This is a genomic window from Enterobacter sp. K16B, from assembly GCF_020216105.1.
Taxonomy (GTDB): domain Bacteria; phylum Pseudomonadota; class Gammaproteobacteria; order Enterobacterales; family Enterobacteriaceae; genus Enterobacter; species Enterobacter sichuanensis.
Map to the genome: position 1 here is coordinate 1 of NZ_JAIWJZ010000093.1, position 2,683 is coordinate 2,683.

6 protein-coding genes and 1 pseudogene are annotated in these 2,683 nt (G+C 40.0%); all 7 read right to left on the reverse strand.

The annotated features are described in order from the left end of the window. Positions 1-215 precede the first annotated feature (215 nt). Positions 216-413, reverse strand: a complete 198-nt coding sequence (locus LDK53_RS16935; protein WP_225287645.1) for a hypothetical protein — start codon at positions 411-413, stop codon at positions 216-218. Between the two features lie 72 nt (positions 414-485). After that, positions 486-602, reverse strand: coding sequence for a hypothetical protein (locus LDK53_RS23060; RefSeq protein ID WP_412174831.1), 117 nt, complete (start codon positions 600-602; stop codon positions 486-488). An 83-nt stretch (positions 603-685) separates the two neighbouring features. Continuing rightward, positions 686-1,099, reverse strand: a complete 414-nt coding sequence (locus LDK53_RS16940; RefSeq protein WP_225287646.1) for a hypothetical protein — start codon at positions 1,097-1,099, stop codon at positions 686-688. Continuing rightward, positions 1,044-1,433 (reverse strand): HNH endonuclease, encoded by a 390-nt coding sequence (locus tag LDK53_RS16945; RefSeq protein WP_225287648.1) that lies wholly within the window; start codon positions 1,431-1,433, stop codon positions 1,044-1,046. The genes LDK53_RS16940 and LDK53_RS16945 overlap by 56 nt, the downstream gene beginning before the upstream one ends. Beyond that, entirely contained in the window at positions 1,369-1,572 is a 204-nt protein-coding gene (locus LDK53_RS16950) for a DUF6386 family protein (RefSeq protein ID WP_412174832.1), read from the reverse strand. The genes LDK53_RS16945 and LDK53_RS16950 overlap by 65 nt, the downstream gene beginning before the upstream one ends. Positions 1,573-1,613: 41 nt before the next feature. Then, positions 1,614-2,084 carry an Imm26 family immunity protein gene (locus LDK53_RS16955; RefSeq protein ID WP_225287647.1) on the reverse strand — a complete coding sequence of 157 codons (471 nt, stop codon included), beginning with the start codon at positions 2,082-2,084 and terminating at the stop codon, positions 1,614-1,616. A gap of 297 nt (positions 2,085-2,381) precedes the next feature. Beyond that, positions 2,382-2,603: pseudogene (locus tag LDK53_RS16960) on the reverse strand (RHS repeat-associated core domain-containing protein); the annotation flags it as partial. Positions 2,604-2,683 lie beyond the last annotated feature (80 nt).

The window sequence follows — 2,683 nt, forward strand, 5'->3', positions numbered from 1 at the left end:
TTGCGATAATCGTACTCCAAGCGGCGGGATCAGCGGCGCGGCGACGGGGGCTGGGCATTGCCGGTAAAGTTGTCCCATCGATAAAGATAACATCGTTAAAGATGGCGACGTAATGAACTTATTGTTTAACGTTTGATTTGTTTTGAATGAAAAAAAACCAAGCTTTGGGATGGTTTTTTCAATATGGGGGACTCATTACGCCCCCCGAATACTACTTATAATTGAAGTGGTTTATAACTTATAATTTTATCCGCAATTTCTTCTGCGCTAAGTTCTTCATAATAAATATAATTAGCTGCCTGAGGATCTGCGACACTTCTACAAAGGAGGTCGATGTCATTATCAGATTCTTCTTCTGTCCCTTCGCTGTGTTGGATTTTCCTTATTAGCTCGATAAGCTCTTGTCTTTGCATATTATACCTCAAAAATGATAAGCACGATCTAGAATGTCAAGGTGATATCTTGTTGTAACGATTAATTGATTATCAATCATCATAAATACCGCCTCCATGTTGGATAGGGGTTCTCTGGTGTATGACATAAGATCTATTTTTCCCGCTCCACTGTGTATCATGCGCTACTGGAGCTTTTCCGCCCCGCATTCTAGCAACGACAGAGCATGGGCTTTTGTCAAGGCATTTCGAATTGGTTGCTTAATTAGGCGAACTGCTCATCATTTTTAAAATCATGTTCTATATGTGTCATTTTCCCTATAATAATTTACTTCATCGATAAACCATTTATTCCCATGACCTCCACTATTTTTATTCTTCACAATATAGTTCAAAGAACTGACTAACATCCATCCTTTCAAAGAAAAAGTTTCTACTGCTAAGGGCATTTCCAGATCCTCTTCATCAAGGTATATTTCGTCATTCTCCAAACTTTGGATATAATCCCAAGGAATATAAAAGAAGTGAGTACCTTCAGGCCGTGCTTCCCATGTGTTTATATTAGTATAAATCCATTCACCAGGCTCTAACTGAGAAAGACTTGCTATTAATTCATCTATAGATGTATATGTATTCATTATACCCTCACAATTATCTGCATCGAGACCCCCCCCAAGTTTTTCTTCCACCATATCCTTTCGGGTCATAATCCAGATGCCTTGAGTTATGATCTGGCCCATCAACCAATTGTAACAATCCACCAACTCGCTCATGATGATGCCAAGTTGTTTCCCAACCAGAACCTGTTGGAGCTGTTCTTAGGAACGCGCCACGCTTACCTGTCGAAACCTTTTCAAATATTCCCGGGAATTTTTCCTCAAGGGAAGCTCTATATGATGGGTCATTATTCATTTTATAATATAATTGTCTGTTCGCTTCCTGGAAGTGTTTTCCGTCACTCATTCTAAACATGTTTTTAGGTAATTTTTTTAATATTGACTTTATAGGCGCCATCATCCCCAAGATTGAGAAATAATACATTCCCTTTATTTACCTCTTCTACTTCATCTTCTGGAAGACTCCACCAATCTACGTCTTCATTAATTCTATGCTTTAATGATATCAAATCATAAATAACTAAAGTGGTAGTATCTGTTTGTATGCTTATGATTTTTCTCATTGCGTTAGCTAAGGCCAGAAATACCTTCCCGGACAAGCCTATTAGTTAACAAAGCTTTCTATAGATTTTATAATGCTTTTACAGAATTGAATCGACTCTTCACCGACTGGTATATTCTCAGTCGGCGATTCAATTGGCACTCCATGCTGATCATATATTTTATTTCTGACAGGATTTTTAAAATAATGCTGTGGTAAAATATCCACTTCGCTCGTTTCGATAGTTTTAAACGTTACGAAATAACCGTTTTTCCAACATGAATTATCAGTAATAATTGGTGGCAATAGCAAATTATCTTTTGCCAATACAGCATCTTCTTGAAGCGAAGATGTAAAATAGTCATATATATATATAACTATAGCATTTTTGAATGGGCCGACATCTATTTTACCCAGGGCGACCATACCATAGCCTAATCGATCATCATTTAACTGGAAGTAAAAAACATCGCCTTCTTTTGGCCACTTTTTTTGCTTTTCATTTCCTGACACTACTGTAAGTCTGTCGGCCATTTTACATTAATCCCATTGTTTTTAAGCCAGTTTCCACCCCACAAAACAGCATCCGAGTATAACTTTCTTGTAGGACTTATGCTATTGATAGAATTTTCAAAATGGGAATTATTGTGAATAACTGCTTATTCTATGCTCCGTGCATGACCGCGATTTAGCCTTCTTCAGTGATTCTAAATCCTAAATACACATGGGTATTATTCCCACCTTTTGCCTTTCTTTTAATCCAGTCAGCAAATAACATGTTTCTCACTGACCGTTTAGGGCTTCCATTTTTGCAAGCGGTTAAACCTATAGGATCCCCCCCAGCGCATTCGGCGCATACTGGTAAAGATTTATCCCCCCGCCAGCCCTATCGGGTCCTGATGCGTAAACCGTCCGCAGTCCGGGTCGTAATACCTGAACAGATTGTCGTGCAACTCTCTCACAATGCAGGTGTTGCCCCTGCATCCGCTCGTTCTGGGAATATCCTGATCCCTGCGTCTCGCTCTCCCGCAGCAGCTTGCCCCAGGCGGTGTTCGCCATCGTACTGGTAGTGCCGGATCTGGCCGTTATCCTTCTCCACGGTGCGGCCGTGGATGTCATAGCGCCAGCGAATA

Bases quoted from the DNA above. Each gene is read 5' to 3' on its own strand.
- LDK53_RS16935 (WP_225287645.1), bottom strand. From the start codon at position 413: ATGCAAAGACAAGAGCTTATCGAGCTAATAAGGAAAATCCAACACAGC.
- LDK53_RS23060 (WP_412174831.1), bottom strand. From the start codon at position 602: ATGCGGGGCGGAAAAGCTCCAGTAGCGCATGATACACAGTGGAGCGGG.
- LDK53_RS16940 (WP_225287646.1), bottom strand. From the start codon at position 1,099: ATGACCCGAAAGGATATGGTGGAAGAAAAACTTGGGGGGGGTCTCGAT.
- LDK53_RS16945 (WP_225287648.1), bottom strand. From the start codon at position 1,433: ATGTATTATTTCTCAATCTTGGGGATGATGGCGCCTATAAAGTCAATA.
- LDK53_RS16950 (WP_412174832.1), bottom strand. From the start codon at position 1,572: ATGAGAAAAATCATAAGCATACAAACAGATACTACCACTTTAGTTATT.
- LDK53_RS16955 (WP_225287647.1), bottom strand. From the start codon at position 2,084: ATGGCCGACAGACTTACAGTAGTGTCAGGAAATGAAAAGCAAAAAAAG.